Origin of the sequence: Empedobacter sedimenti (assembly GCF_030005555.1) — a bacterium.
In the GTDB taxonomy this organism is placed as follows: Bacteria; Bacteroidota; Bacteroidia; order Flavobacteriales; family Weeksellaceae; genus Empedobacter; species Empedobacter sedimenti.
In genome coordinates this window covers 148,627-161,970 of record NZ_JASCQG010000009.1, presented here as the reverse complement: position 1 = coordinate 161,970, position 13,344 = coordinate 148,627, and the positions used below count along the sequence as shown (strand labels likewise).

The window sequence follows — 13,344 nt, the reverse complement described above, 5'->3', positions numbered from 1 at the left end:
TAAAATTGCTCTGTTTCATAATTATCCCTAAGTTAATAAACTATATTTTTAAACGGTCCGGTTTTTAGGGAAGATTACATTTCCATACATTTATTTCTATAATTTGCTCTTCTTTAATTCCAGACTTTATTAGTTTTTGTTTTATTATTTTATAGAAAAAGGTCTTACCAACTCCCCAGCTTCCATTTATACCAAATATACTCTCATCTACTCTATCTTGTAAAAGATTAAAAAAATCATCTGCTTTACTACCTAATAGCAATTGATCTTTATTATGTTCTTTTGAATCGTTTAAAGATTTTTCTTCTGAAAACAACAAAAAAATACTGATATAATAGAGATTAATGATAAGCAGAATAAGACTAAGAATGTTTATTTCAATATTTTTGAAACTAATTAATACAAATAAATCAAAATAATCTAAACAAACACTTTTAAAAAATAAAAGATTTAAAAATAAAAGTATTGAATAGATTAATAGATTGTTCAATAAGACTAATAGATTATATCTGATTAATAAGTAAATAGATAATATAGATATAAATAAAATTGTAATACAACTAAACCAAGTATTTTCAAATTCAAAGAATGGCTTAACATATAAGTCAATTAAATTTAAAATATTTTTAATCAAACCTTCATTTTTAAAAAAAATTAAGAAGATGATAGTTATTAGAAATAAACTGAATAATGTTTTTTTATCAAAGTTTTTAAACTTCATATTAATGTATATTGTATTTCAAATATAAATTAATATTATTGGTAAAACAGAGGAAAGCGTATAAAAACAAAAAAAGTGCTAATCAATTTGATTAACACTTCTGAGGTTCCTAGCGGATTCGAACCGCTGTGGACGGTTTTGCAGACCGCTACCTAACCGCTCGGTCAAGGAACCATTCCCGTTCTTTTGGACTGCAAATATAAGGATATTTTCAGAAAAAAAAAGTTTAATACGTTTTTTCTAAAATAACACTCACTTTTTCTACATGCCCACCAATAGGAGGATTCAGCTTAGATAATTTCACTTTAGCATACGTAACACTTGTAAGTTCTTGACCTATACGATCTAAGACTCTTTTACAAACATGTTCTAATAATTTTGAACGAACACCTACTTCTTCCTTAACAATTTTATTTAACGACACATAATCCAATGCATCAACCAATTCGTCCGATTCCGTTGCTTTCGTAAAGTCTGCGTGCGCTTCCAAATCTACCAAATAATCCGAGCCTATGCGAGCTTCCTCGTCTAAACATCCGTGATTAGAATAAATTTTTATATTTTCTAAAATTATTATTCCCATTACTCTATAATTCTATTCTCATTAATAAATTTTGTCGGATCCAAATAACCCTCTGTTTCAGAAGAATACCCTGCTCCTAAAGGTAAACCTACCTGATCTCTAATCTCAAAATGCAAATGTGCTAAATATTTTCCATTCGCAGTTCCTATAGTCCCTATTTTATCACCTTTAAAAACAATATCTCCCTTATTTACTAATATTCTATCACAGTGCGCATATAAAGATTCTATCTTTTTTCCATCAAATCTGTGCACAACACGAATTACATTTCCCCATCCTCCACTCATATCTTCTGCGCTAACTACATATCCATCAGCAATAGCGTAAATCGCATCTCCTAAATCTGTATTTCCTCCTCCAATTCCATTCCAATCATCTCCTAAATGATTATTTTCTCCAAAAATTTGTGCGTTATAATACCCACTTGCATTGGGTTTACCTACAGGAAAATCAAAACCTTTGGCATTAGGAAAATCATCAATCTTAACTTCATTAACTTCATGAGATTGATGATTACAACTAAGCACAAGCACTAGAACAAAAAAAGGTATTTTAAATTTCATAGATAAATGGATATAATTAATCAAAAGATTATCAATGAAATATACAAAAAAAAAGACTTGCATATTTCTACACAAGTCTCATATAGTTTAAAAATTTTTAAACAAATTATTTTGCAGATGCAAATCTTTCTGCAACTTTATCCCAGTTAATTACAGCGAAGAAAGCCTCAATGTAATCTGGACGACGGTTTTGGTAGTTTAAGTAATAAGCATGTTCCCAAACATCTAATCCTAAAACTGGAAATCCTTGTACATCAGCAACTGGCATCAAAGTAGAATCTTGATTTGGAGTTGATGTTACAACTAATTTACCATCTTTCACGATTAACCAAGCCCATCCTGATCCAAAACGTGTTGCAGCAGCTTTAGAAAACTCGTCTTTGAAAGCTTCAAAAGATCCAAAAGCAGCGTTAATTGCTTCAGCAACTTCTGCAGTTGGTTGATTAGCTCCACCTGGAGTTAAAATTTCCCAAAATAAGTTGTGATTATAAAAACCACCACCATTGTTACGAACAGCTGGTTTATCAGTTCCTTTTGCTAAAATTTCTTCAATTGTAGCATTTGCTAAATCAGTACCTTCGATAGCAGCATTCAAGTTATTTGTATATGCAGCGTGGTGTTTATCGTGGTGAATCTCCATTGTTTTTGCATCAATATGAGGTTCTAAAGCGTCAAAAGCATAAGGTAATTTTGCTAATTCAAAAGCCATAATATTATAATTTTTAGATTTATTATTTTGTATAAATGTACGCATTTACTCCGCAAATATAATTCCGTTATGATAGAATTTTAACATTATTTAATAGTAAAAGCTTATTTTAGTAGAAGATTATATTTTTTTGTGATGAAAATACTTTGGAAAATAATAAAATGGATCATTATAATTATCTGTGTTCTAATTCTGATTCTTTATGCAACCGGAAATGACTACATTTTTCGTGGTGTAAAATTGACGTACCTAAAAGGTGAAAAAACCGCCAACATTGATGATTATAAAGATTTTGATAACAATGTAATTATGGCTGCTTCGCCACGTGTTTGGTACCAACACTTAGATTACAACCAATTTCCGTTATCTCCAAAATTCGAAAAAGAAATGAAGGATTTCGGAACTGCTGGATTGGTTATCATAAAAGATAATCAAATTTTGAGCGAATATTATTTTAATGGTTATGTACAAAATGATATTACCAATTCATTCTCAATGGCCAAAACATTCACAACAATGATGTTAGGAAAAGCAATTGAACAAGGATATATCAAAAGTTTAGATCAAAAAATAACAGATTTTATTCCCGAATTTAAAGATGATAAATTTGGAGTCGAATGTACGGTTGGCGATTTATCTGCGATGACTTCTGGTTATGATTGGGACGAAGATTACTATTTCCCTCTCAATCCTACTGCAAAAGCCTATTATGGCGATGATATCGTCAAACAAATGTTAGACAGAAAATTTGTTGCTCAACCAGGCGGACATTTCAAATATCAATCGAGTGATACACAACTTTTAGGAATTGTAATTGAACGTGCATTAAAAAATAAATCGTTATCACAATATTTTCAAGAAGAATTTTGGCAGCCAATGGGTATGGAATTAGATGCACAATGGTCAAAAGATAATCCGAAAGGAATGGAGAAAACCTATTGTTGTTTCAATGCTACAGCGCGAGATTTTGCCAAACTTGGACAATTATTATTGAATGATGGAAATTGGTACGGAAAACAAATTTTAGATTCTGCTTTTGTGCAAAAAATGGTTTTACCAAACAAAAAAGCGTTTGGACCAAATGAACCACAAATTTATGGTTATTCGGTTTGGATGGATTACGATTACAAAACGCCTTTTTATACGATGTTAGGTCATTTAGGACAACGTGTAATTGTAATTCCTTCGGAAAAATTAGTTATTACTCGAACTGGAAAAACACATAACGATCAGCCAAATAATCGTCCAATTGCAGATGGCGATGTTTACCGATTAGTAGACGAAGCGATGCGAATTAATCAAAAAGTGAAAGAAAATGATCCAACGAATTCCTTACAGTAAAATACTATTTTTAGACATCGAAACGGTTCCACAAACCGATGATTGGAATCTTTTGTCCGAAAGAACACAAGCGCTTTGGGATAAGAAAACGGCTTATCAACGCAATAATAACGAAATTTCTCCTGAAGAATTTTACCACGAACGTGCTGGAATTATGGCTGAATTCGGAAAAATTGTATGTATTTCAGTCGGAATTGTCGTCAAAGATTCTTTCATTCACATCAAAAGTTTTTATGGACATGATGAAAAGATTTTATTGGAAGAATTTAATACGATGTTAATTGAAAACTTTTTCAAGCCCGATCATATTTTGTGTGCACATAATGGAAAAGAATTTGACTTTCCGTACATCGCTCGCCGAATGATGATTAATCAGATAGAAATACCTGTTATTCTGCAATTATTTGGTAAAAAACCGTGGGAAGTTCAACATTTAGACACAATGGAACTATGGAAATTTGGCGATTATAAAAACTTTACATCGTTGGATTTATTAGCCAATATTTTCGAAATTCCAACACCTAAAGATGATATCGACGGTTCGCAAGTTGCACGTGTATACTACGATGAAAACAATGTAGAACGCATCAAAGATTATTGCGAAAAAGATGTTGTAACATTGATTAACGTTTTCCGTAAAATGCGCTACGATGAACCTTTGCAACGAAAAGAAGATTTATAAAACGAATAAAAAAATCCGCTACAAGCGGATTTTTTTATTCTATATTTTTTAATGATTAATTTTCATCATCTTCGGCAGAATCAGGTTCATCTCGAAAGTTTTCAATCAATTCTTCTTTCACTTTCAATTGAATTTGCTCAACAGAATTTCGGTACATTTTGATAATTGTTCCTGTATATTCATCTAAATCAACCAAATCACCTTCTTCTAGTTCTTTATCAGGATAACATTCAGAAACCAATCCAGCCAATGTATCATAATGTTCACTTTCTTCAAACCTAAATGGTACCAAACGATTAATATCGCTTATTGCGTTATGCGCATTTACATTATAAACACCTTCAGAAACACGAGAAACAATTGGATCTTCGTTATCGTATTCATCTTGAATTTCTCCAACTAATTCCTCCAAAATATCTTCCATCGAAACAATTCCTGCAACTTCACCTACTTCGTTTGTCACAATTGCAATTTGCATATGTTTTTTCTGAAATTGTTTCATTACATTTTTAATCAACGCATTTTCTGAGATAAAAATTGGCTCACGCAATAAACCCTCGATTTCAGTTTGATTTGGATTTTCTAATAACTGCTTGATTAAATCTTTCGCGTAAATGATCCCTTTTATATTATCAAATTCTTCTTCGTAAACTGGATAACGAGAATAACCTTCATTTATCGCAAAATCTAACGCCTCTTTTACAGATGTATTAATGTTAATTGCAGAAACATTTTTACGTAAAGTTTGAATATTCATTACTCGACGATCATCAAAATCAAAGACATTCTGAATTAAATTACGTTCAGATTCTTCAATTGCACCACCTTCAGTACTCTCAGTAATAATCATCTTTAATTCCTCTTCTGAATGAATTTCACCTCCATGAATAGGATGAATACCAAAAGCGCGAAGAATAACATTCGCCAAACCATTCATCATAACAATAAGTGGTTTAAACACAAAATAGAATGCTCTAAGTGGCCAGGCTACTGCGAAAGTAGTTCTTGCTGGAAACTGAATTGCTAACGATTTCGGTGCTAATTCACCAAAAACAATGTGCAAAATTGTGATGATAACGAAAGCTGCCGGAAATGCTACATTTTGAGCAATTGTAGTCCAAGACGGAGATGTTAATCCTAAAACTTCAAAAAGTTTTACGATTACAGGTGTCAAAGAACTTTCTCCAACCCAACCAAGTCCAAGCGAAGCTAATGTAATACCTAACTGTGTTGCAGCAAGATAAGAATCTAAATGTGTTACGATTCTTTTTGCAGCATTAGACGTTCTTTCGTTAATATCTTGATTAACTTCAATTTGTGACGAACGTACTTTTACAATTGCAAACTCAGCTGCAACGAAAAAACCATTTAATAAAACAAGGAAAATTGTAAGCAAAAGTTTTGCTATAGAAATTTCATCGGCGACATTGTGATTAGCAACTAAAAACAATGTCGAAATCTGGGAGTATGTATCCATTCTACGAATTTAAAAAACTGACTTGTGATAAGTTTTATGAGTCAGTAAATCAATACATCTAAATTAATAAAAAAAATTTAAAAATCACAACGTTTTGATTCGTAGCAAAATTACAAAATTTATAAATACAAAATCTTAGAAATTATTGATTCGATAAAATGACTAAAAAATCACTAAATTTCCACTTCATTTACCAAGCAACAATTTGCCATGCAAAAGCAAGATTTACATTATATCATCGAGGTTAAAAATTTATCGATTTCTTTTGGAGATAAACAAGTTCTGAACAACATCAATTTCAATGTTGAACAAGGCGATACATTAGGAATTGTTGGAGAATCTGGCTCTGGAAAGTCGTTAACTTCTTTGGCGATTATGGGTTTATTGTCACCTAATGCAACAATTCATCCCGAAAGTGAAATTCTTTTTCGTCAAGATGATAAAATGATCGATTTACTGAAACTTTCGCCTAAAGAACTGGAAGAAATAAGAGGAAATGAAATCGGAATGATTTTTCAAGAACCGATGACTTCACTTAATCCAAGTTTACATTGCGGGGAACAAGTAGAGGAAGCGATTCGTTTGCATCAAAATTTATCGAAAGAAGAAGCTAAAAAGAAAGTTCTTCATCTTTTTGAACAAGTAAAATTACCCAATCCAGAGCGTATTTATAAAGCATATCCCCACGAATTATCTGGAGGACAAAAACAACGTGTAATGATTGCAATGGCTATTTCTTGCGAGCCAAAATTATTGATTGCCGACGAACCTACAACCGCTTTGGATGTTACGGTACAAAAAGCAACATTAGATTTACTGAAAGAATTACAAGAAAAAAATAACATGAGCATGTTGTTTATTTCACACGATTTGGGTGTAATTGCAAATGTTTGTGAAGAAGTTTTGGTAATGTTTCGTGGCGATGTTGTGGAACAAGGAAATGTAGAAACAATTTTTAATCATCCGAAAGAAAATTATACAAAAGGATTAATCGCTTGCCGACCTCGATTAGATGAACGCGCAAAACGTTTGCCTACTGTGAAAGACTTTCTTGAAAACCCAAATTTCGAAACTGAAATCTATACAAAAGGGGAACGCGAAGCTTTCCATGAAAAAATTTATGCAAATCCACCAATTTTAGAAGTTAAGAACTTAAAAAAATATTTCTATCCATCGACTTTATTCGGTAATGCGAAAAATCCAAATGTAAAAGCTGTAGATGATATTTCGTTTAAGGTTTATCCAGGCGAAACGATGGGCTTGGTTGGTGAATCTGGTTCTGGAAAAACAACATTAAGCAGAACGGTTTTGTTATTAGAGAAACCAACTGCTGGAGAAATCTATTATAATGGTACAGATATTACAAAACTTAAAAAAGAGGAAATTCGAAAATTAAGAAGAGAAATTCAGATTATCTTCCAAGATCCTTATTCAAGTTTGAATCCCCGACAAACCGTTGCGCAAATTATTACAGAACCAATGCAAGTTCATAAAATCGGTGCAAATAAAACGGAAAGACTACAAACAGCTTCATCTCTTTTACAAAAAGTTGGCTTATCAAATCAAGATTTAAACAAATATCCGCATGAATTTTCTGGTGGACAGCGTCAGCGCATCGGAATTGCTCGTGCTTTGGCTTTAAATCCTAAATTTATCATTTGTGACGAGTCGGTTTCTGCGTTGGACGTTTCTGTACAAGCACAGGTTTTAAATTTATTAAATGATTTAAAAACGGAGTTTGGTTTTACCTATATATTTATCTCACACGATTTGGCTGTCGTAAAATATATGAGCGATCAATTGTTGGTAATGCAACATGGAGAAATGAAAGAATTAGATGATGCAGACAATGTCTATGCTAATCCCACAACAAACTATACTAAAGAATTGATAGAGGCTATTCCGAAATTATAAACGGAAACCATAAAAAAGACAAAAGGGTATGAAATAAATTTCATACCCTTTCTAATATCCAATAATTGGAAGCTATTGAATATATATTAAAAAAGCATTCAAAATTATGAATGCTTTTTGTAGTCCCTAGGGGAATCGAACCCCTCTTTCTAGAATGAAAATCTAGTGTCCTAACCGATAGACGAAGGGACCTCCCTTTCGTATTATTGTGGTGCAAAAATAAACGTTTATTTTGTATTACCAAACAATTTTCGAAAAATTTTATTTTATTTTCTAATTAAGCCAAAATTTGTAGTCCCTAGGGGAATCGAACCCCTCTTTCTAGAATGAAAATCTAGTGTCCTAACCGATAGACGAAGGGACCACTTAATATGAATTAATTATTCGAATATTCTTTTAATGAACGTCAATTTGTGTTGGGAGTTGTAGAAAAGTCGATGTATAATTCTAATAATTTGAACCAAGTTGAATTATACAGCGACATTTTCATTCCCGATTAATCATCTAAACAATATGATTAACCTTTACAAACAAAACACAAAAAACAATTTCCTTTACACAGTATTCTACTGGTTGTTTAATTAAAATCAACAACTATGAACAAGGAAAAAAAAGATTGCATTACTGCAATCCATCTATTAATTTGTAGTCCCTAGGGGAATCGAACCCCTCTTTCTAGAATGAAAATCTAGTGTCCTAACCGATAGACGAAGGGACCACTTGTATGATTATTAAGCTAATCCCGCGATATGTTTAGCTAACTTAGATTTTAAGTTTGAAGCTTTATTCTTGTGAATAATGTTTCTTTTAGCTAATTTGTCAATGATTGAAGAAACTTTTGGAAAAACTGTTTCTGCTTCATTTTTATCTGTTTCAGATCTTAAAGCTTTAATTGCTGTACGAGCTGATTTGTGATAATATTTATTACGATCGCGTCTAACCGCTGATTGTCTAATTCTTTTTAATGCTGACTTATGATTTGCCATAACGTTTAAATCTCTTTCTATTTTAGTTCGGCAAAGATAAAAACAAATATCTTATCTAACCAAATTAATTTTACAAATTTCTAAAACACTTTTATGTAGCCCATAGGAGAATCGAACTCCTGTTTCCAGGATGAAAACCTGATGTCCTAACCACTAGACGAATGGGCCGCATGACGGCTTATACACTTCTTGTGAAAAGCGAGTGCAAATGTATATCTATTTTTGAGACTAACAAAATTATTCAAAACTTTTTTTGATTTATTTTTTGTTAAAAAATGTTAAGGAAGTTAATATTTTGTCAAAATGTAGCTTATATATAATGTGTTATAATTTTAACAACTACTTTAGCCTCGCTATTAAAATTTATACAAAGAAAACAAAATATATGAAAGCATCGATTTTAGGTGTAGCTGCAGTAGTTTGTACGATGTTCATCACTTCATGTTCATCTTTAACTCCAGTTAATGAAGCTACAGAATATTCTTCGAGAAGTTTCATCCCGAAACCAAGAGCAATCGAAGCTCAAGCTAAAATAATCAACAAGCATGCCAATTTAGATGTTACGCCGATTGAAATTAACGACGAAGCAAAGTCTATGGTTGTGTTAAACAGTGTTTTAGAAGAGACTAATGAATTATTTTCTGGGTTTTTGTTAAAAGAAGCAGAGACATATATTGGTACACCATACCGATACGGAGGCACAACAAGAAGTGGTATTGATTGTTCTGCATTCGTAAGAAATGTTTTTGAAACTTTTAATAAAAATTTACCTCGTGTTTCGGCTGATCAAGCAAGAGAAGGTTTTACAGTTAGTACTGACGAAGCAAAAGAAGGAGACTTAGTATTTTTTGCTACAAGAGGAAGAGGAAGAGTATCTCACGTAGGAATTGTACATGGAAGAAATAAAGATGGTGTTTTAGAGTTTATTCACTCATCAACTTCTCAAGGTGTTATGGTATCATCATTAAACGATAAATACTGGGGACCTAAATTTTTATATGTTAAAAGAGTTTTATAATCCGATATAAATTTATTTCATTATCATAAAAAAAGCATCAAGTATACTTGATGCTTTTTCTTTTTGTATTTATTTTATTTACTTTCTATTATCTCTCATAATCATTATAAATAAAACGATTAATGGTAAAATCATTCCGATAATATAATAAGTATTGATTTGCAAAATTGCTGGATAATAAATGATTGTTGCTAACATTCCGACAATTGCTCCTCCTAAATGAGCTGAATGCCCTATGTTACCTAAATTAGTTTTCATTCCATATACAGAGTATCCTAAATATAGAATTGCAAAAATCCACGCTGGAATAGGTATTGCAAAAAACAATCTTAATTCCATTTCAGGGAAAGCTGCAATTGCAGCAAACAAAACTCCTGTCACTCCACCTGAAGCACCAACTGCTGAATAGTAATTTTCTTTTTTATGTATCAATAAAGAAAGTAAATTACCTCCGATTACAGCTGCTAAGAAAATTAACAAAAACATTCCGTAACCTACATTCAATTTTGCTCCAGAAAAATCACCAAAAAGAAAACCTTCAGGACTCGCAAAAAAACCAATCACAGGATTCGCAAAAAAGTATAAGGTTAACATATTAAATAGTAAATGCGTAAAATCTACATGCAAAAACCCTGAACTTAAAATCCTGTAATACTCTTTGTGATGTATAATTGATCCTACTTGAAATTTATACTTATCAAAAAAAGCTAAATCATTAAACCCTTTCCAACTAATTAATACATTAAGACCAATTACACCTAATGCTACAATAGAAATATCTCCCATTATTCTATATTTTCTTCTTCATTATCATTCTCCTCAATCGCATCAAAAAGCGTTGGTTGTGGCTCTTCTTCAGGCTCTTCCTCTTCTTCTGGCTCTTCGAAAGGAAGCGATTCCAACACATTAATTTGTTTTAATTTATACGTCGTCAACTGATTTCCTTGCGCTTTGATTCCTTTAATTGTAATAAATTCTTCTAAATTTATCACTTCTGGTTCTTTTTCTAAACCTTTTACTTTCGGGAAAATCAACTCAATAACTGGTAAATAATCTGTCGAAACAACTTTAATAGATGATTTACCATCTTCTAACGTATAAAAAGCTTGTGGAGAAAATGTATCTTCTAAAAGGAAACGTTTCACGAAATAACGATCTTTCTCCGCATCATAATACACGCAAGAGATTGGTTTTGCAGGCTTCCATTTCTCGATAATTTCTAAATCTTCGTCAAAACGATTACTCAAATCAAACGAAACCAATTTCGCTTCACCTTTTTTATTAATCGTTAAAATTTTATCATCACCTTTGAAAGAACCCAATAAAATCCCCAATCCATCAGCATTTAGACGCTTTGTATCCGTATCAAACCAAATTTGACGAGGCGCTAAAGTCGAAACTCCTTCCTCTTTCAATTCTACTTTTTTGATTGGATATTTTGTTACTAAATTACCTTTAGATGCACGACCTTTAATCGCTAAATCAGCAAAATTAATATCGAATTTTAACTTTTTGATTCGTTGATGAGTTTTCAAAATAATTGACACAACCTCGGCTTCACCATTTGGATTCGCTGAAAAATACAACACTTCCGACCCTTTATTACCAGCCGTTAAATCATATTCTTTATCTCGCGTAATTCCCGTTACAGCAAAACGTTTTTGATAAGCCGGACCATTCTTACCATCGCGATAAATCAAGTTGTAAATAGTACGTTTATCGTTTTTATGCCAAATTCCGACATGAATAATTCCTTTTCCGACAAACGTTTTTGCGTCAACTTTTGTCACAATCATAGAACCATCATGTTTGAAAACCACAATATCATCAATATCAGAACATTCGAATAAATATTCATCTTTTTTCAACGAAGTTCCGATGAAACCTTCGTTTCTATCTACATAAAAACGTGTATTTGCAACAGCAACTTTTGTCGCATCAATCGTATCAAACGTTCTAATTTCTGTTTTACGTTCTTTTCCTTTTCCGTATTTTGTTTTTAGATTTTTGAAATAATCAATCGCGTAATCAATCAAATTTGCTAAATGATGTTTTACATTCTCGATTTTATCTTCTAACGATTCAATAAATTGTTGCGCTTTATCTAAATCAAATTTCGAAATACGTTTGATTCGAATTTCTGTTAAACGTGTAATATCTTCTTCCGTAACTGGACGAACTAAATGCGCAATATGCGGTTTTAATCCTTTATCAATTGCAGAAATTACGCCTTCCCATGTTTCTTCTTCTTCGATATCATGATAAATTCTATTCTCGATAAAAATTCGTTCCAACGAAGAAAAATGCCATTGTTCTTGTAATTCATCTAACTCAATTTCTAATTCTTTTTTCAACAAATCAACTGTATTGTTTGTATTGTGAATTAAAATTTCAGAAACTGTTAAAAATTCTGGAGTTTGTTCATTAATCACACACGCATTTGGCGAAACAGAAATCTCGCAATCCGTGAATGCATACAACGCATCAATCGTTTTATCAGGACTACTTCCCGGAACGAGATGAATTAAAATCTCCACCTCAGCCGCTGTATTATCTTCAATCTTTTTGATCTTGATTTTACCTTTATCATTGGCTTTCAAAACCGAATCAATCAAAGAACCTGTCGTTGTTCCGTATGGAATTTCCGTAATTTTTAGCGTTGTTTTATCTTCTTGCAAAATCTTTGCACGAATTCGCACTTTACCACCACGCAATCCGTCATTATAGTCCGAAACATCAACCAAACCAGATGTTAAAAAATCTGGGAAGATTTGAAATTTCTTTCCTTTCAAATGTAAAATTGACGCATCAATTAACTCATTGAAATTGTGCGGTAAAATCTTTGTTGATAAACCAACTGCAATTCCTTCCACTCCTTGTGCCAAAAGCAAAGGAAACTTGATTGGAAGATCGATTGGTTCTTTATTTCGACCATCATAAGACGGTTGCCATTTTGTAGTTTTTGGGTTATAGACAACTTCTAACGCAAATTTAGTCAATCGAGCTTCGATATAACGCGACGCAGCCGCTCGGTCACCAGTGTAGATATTTCCCCAGTTTCCTTGCATATCGATCAACAATTCTTTTTGACCAATTTGCACCATTGCATCAGAAATCGCCATATCACCATGCGGGTGATATTTCATCGTATTTCCTACAATGTTCGCAACTTTGTTGTATCGTCCGTCTTCCAACTCGCGCATTGAATGTAAAATTCGGCGCTGAACTGGTTTCAAACCATCATAAATAGATGGAATTGCTCGTTCTAAAATTACATAAGAGGCATAGTCAAGAAACCATTCTTGGTACATACCAGAAACCTTCTTGATGCTCTCTTGATTGTCTTGCAT

12 protein-coding genes and 5 tRNA genes are annotated in these 13,344 nt (G+C 32.3%); 4 read left to right on the top strand and 13 right to left on the bottom strand.

Annotated elements, in window-relative coordinates:
* Window positions 1-64 precede the first annotated feature (64 nt).
* The 5 genes from QHG34_RS10250 to QHG34_RS10230 form a co-directional block, all read right to left on the bottom strand.
* Entirely contained in the window at window positions 65-721 is a 657-nt protein-coding gene (locus QHG34_RS10250) for a P-loop NTPase fold protein (protein ID WP_282630087.1), read from the bottom strand.
* A 103-nt stretch (window positions 722-824) separates the two neighbouring features.
* Window positions 825-895 (bottom strand) — tRNA-Cys (locus QHG34_RS10245).
* 52 nt (window positions 896-947) lie between these two features.
* Window positions 948-1,304 carry a dihydroneopterin aldolase gene (gene folB, locus QHG34_RS10240; protein ID WP_282630086.1) on the bottom strand — a complete coding sequence of 119 codons (357 nt, stop codon included), beginning with the start codon at window positions 1,302-1,304 and terminating at the stop codon, window positions 948-950.
* The gene (locus tag QHG34_RS10235; RefSeq protein WP_282630085.1) at window positions 1,304-1,867 is read right to left on the bottom strand and encodes a murein hydrolase activator EnvC family protein; all 564 of its coding nucleotides are present in this window, start codon (window positions 1,865-1,867) and stop codon (window positions 1,304-1,306) included. Before QHG34_RS10235 ends, folB begins: the two co-directional genes overlap by 1 nt.
* 106 nt (window positions 1,868-1,973) lie before the next feature.
* Entirely contained in the window at window positions 1,974-2,576 is a 603-nt protein-coding gene (locus QHG34_RS10230) for a superoxide dismutase (protein WP_282630084.1), read from the bottom strand.
* Between the two features lie 135 nt (window positions 2,577-2,711).
* On the opposite strand from QHG34_RS10230, the gene QHG34_RS10225 reads away from it, so the two are divergent.
* Both QHG34_RS10225 and QHG34_RS10220 read left to right on the top strand, forming a co-directional pair.
* Complete coding sequence (locus QHG34_RS10225) at window positions 2,712-3,917, top strand: serine hydrolase domain-containing protein (RefSeq protein ID WP_282630083.1); 1,206 nt, start codon at window positions 2,712-2,714, stop codon at window positions 3,915-3,917.
* Entirely contained in the window at window positions 3,892-4,599 is a 708-nt protein-coding gene (locus QHG34_RS10220) for a 3'-5' exonuclease (RefSeq protein ID WP_282630082.1), read from the top strand. Before QHG34_RS10225 ends, QHG34_RS10220 begins: the two co-directional genes overlap by 26 nt.
* Window positions 4,600-4,654: 55 nt before the next feature.
* Here QHG34_RS10220 and QHG34_RS10215 read toward each other — a convergent pair whose 3' ends face one another.
* Window positions 4,655-6,076 carry a hemolysin family protein gene (locus QHG34_RS10215; protein WP_282630081.1) on the bottom strand — a complete coding sequence of 474 codons (1,422 nt, stop codon included), beginning with the start codon at window positions 6,074-6,076 and terminating at the stop codon, window positions 4,655-4,657.
* Window positions 6,077-6,253: 177 nt separating this feature from the next.
* Between QHG34_RS10215 and QHG34_RS10210 the strand changes: the two genes are divergently transcribed.
* Window positions 6,254-7,990, top strand: coding sequence for an ABC transporter ATP-binding protein (locus tag QHG34_RS10210; RefSeq protein ID WP_282630091.1), 1,737 nt, complete (start codon window positions 6,254-6,256; stop codon window positions 7,988-7,990).
* A 120-nt stretch (window positions 7,991-8,110) separates the two neighbouring features.
* Here the strand turns inward: QHG34_RS10210 and QHG34_RS10205 are convergent.
* The 5 genes from QHG34_RS10205 to QHG34_RS10185 all read right to left on the bottom strand — a co-directional run bounded on the left by QHG34_RS10205 (window position 8,111) and on the right by QHG34_RS10185 (window position 9,144).
* A tRNA-Glu gene (locus tag QHG34_RS10205) sits at window positions 8,111-8,182 on the bottom strand.
* Between the two features lie 100 nt (window positions 8,183-8,282).
* Window positions 8,283-8,354 (bottom strand) — tRNA-Glu (locus tag QHG34_RS10200).
* A 282-nt stretch (window positions 8,355-8,636) separates the two neighbouring features.
* Window positions 8,637-8,708, bottom strand: a tRNA-Glu gene (locus tag QHG34_RS10195).
* A gap of 13 nt (window positions 8,709-8,721) precedes the next feature.
* Window positions 8,722-8,976, bottom strand: coding sequence for a 30S ribosomal protein S20 (rpsT, locus tag QHG34_RS10190; RefSeq protein ID WP_282630080.1), 255 nt, complete (start codon window positions 8,974-8,976; stop codon window positions 8,722-8,724).
* 96 nt (window positions 8,977-9,072) lie between these two features.
* Window positions 9,073-9,144: transfer RNA gene (locus QHG34_RS10185), tRNA-Glu, on the bottom strand.
* Window positions 9,145-9,361: 217 nt separating this feature from the next.
* Here QHG34_RS10185 and QHG34_RS10180 point away from each other — a divergent pair.
* Complete coding sequence (locus QHG34_RS10180) at window positions 9,362-9,994, top strand: C40 family peptidase (protein WP_282630078.1); 633 nt, start codon at window positions 9,362-9,364, stop codon at window positions 9,992-9,994.
* A 78-nt stretch (window positions 9,995-10,072) separates the two neighbouring features.
* On the opposite strand, the gene QHG34_RS10175 is transcribed toward QHG34_RS10180, so the two are convergent.
* Window positions 10,073-10,780, bottom strand: a complete 708-nt coding sequence (locus QHG34_RS10175) for a rhomboid family intramembrane serine protease (RefSeq protein WP_282630077.1) — start codon at window positions 10,778-10,780, stop codon at window positions 10,073-10,075.
* Complete coding sequence (locus QHG34_RS10170; RefSeq protein ID WP_282630090.1) at window positions 10,780-13,344, bottom strand: DNA gyrase/topoisomerase IV subunit A; 2,565 nt, start codon at window positions 13,342-13,344, stop codon at window positions 10,780-10,782. The genes QHG34_RS10175 and QHG34_RS10170 overlap by 1 nt, the downstream gene beginning before the upstream one ends.

Bases quoted from the DNA above. Each gene is read 5' to 3' on its own strand.
- QHG34_RS10250 (WP_282630087.1), bottom strand. From the start codon at position 721: ATGAAGTTTAAAAACTTTGATAAAAAAACATTATTCAGTTTATTTCTA.
- rpsT (WP_282630080.1), bottom strand. From the start codon at position 8,976: ATGGCAAATCATAAGTCAGCATTAAAAAGAATTAGACAATCAGCGGTT.
- folB (WP_282630086.1), bottom strand. From the start codon at position 1,304: ATGGGAATAATAATTTTAGAAAATATAAAAATTTATTCTAATCACGGA.
- QHG34_RS10220 (WP_282630082.1), top strand. From the start codon at position 3,892: ATGATCCAACGAATTCCTTACAGTAAAATACTATTTTTAGACATCGAA.
- QHG34_RS10170 (WP_282630090.1), bottom strand. From the start codon at position 13,344: ATGCAAGACAATCAAGAGAGCATCAAGAAGGTTTCTGGTATGTACCAA.
- QHG34_RS10180 (WP_282630078.1), top strand. From the start codon at position 9,362: ATGAAAGCATCGATTTTAGGTGTAGCTGCAGTAGTTTGTACGATGTTC.
- QHG34_RS10215 (WP_282630081.1), bottom strand. From the start codon at position 6,076: ATGGATACATACTCCCAGATTTCGACATTGTTTTTAGTTGCTAATCAC.
- QHG34_RS10225 (WP_282630083.1), top strand. From the start codon at position 2,712: ATGAAAATACTTTGGAAAATAATAAAATGGATCATTATAATTATCTGT.
- QHG34_RS10235 (WP_282630085.1), bottom strand. From the start codon at position 1,867: ATGAAATTTAAAATACCTTTTTTTGTTCTAGTGCTTGTGCTTAGTTGT.
- QHG34_RS10175 (WP_282630077.1), bottom strand. From the start codon at position 10,780: ATGGGAGATATTTCTATTGTAGCATTAGGTGTAATTGGTCTTAATGTA.
- QHG34_RS10230 (WP_282630084.1), bottom strand. From the start codon at position 2,576: ATGGCTTTTGAATTAGCAAAATTACCTTATGCTTTTGACGCTTTAGAA.